A 257-nucleotide genomic window follows, 5' to 3' on the forward strand; every position below is an offset into this window, starting at 1 on the left:
CGCTGTACTCCATATTAATAAATCATTCAATGCATTTTCAATTTGTGTAATGGTTTGCTGAGATGGGGGACAGAAACATCCAGGGGGAAATGCAGCTACCAATTTCTCTAGAATATTCGTTAAAGAACTAATCAGATTTACAGATGAATTTGTAGTAACTACACTTTCCATGTTGTGAGGAAATAATCGTTGTAATAACTCTTCTTTTTTTGACTTTTTATCCAAATGTAATTCACTCCTCTTTGTATATTTGAATT

The 257-nt window shown here is 32.3% G+C and carries 1 protein-coding gene; it reads right to left on the minus strand.

Annotated elements, in window-relative coordinates:
* Positions 1-225 (minus strand): hypothetical protein (locus tag FE392_RS20515; RefSeq protein ID WP_319931946.1); only part of this gene is annotated, 225 nt, incomplete at its 3' end.
* Positions 226-257 lie beyond the last annotated feature (32 nt).

Origin of the sequence: Xenorhabdus santafensis (assembly GCF_033949405.1) — a bacterium.
Lineage (GTDB): Bacteria > Pseudomonadota > Gammaproteobacteria > Enterobacterales > Enterobacteriaceae > Xenorhabdus > Xenorhabdus santafensis.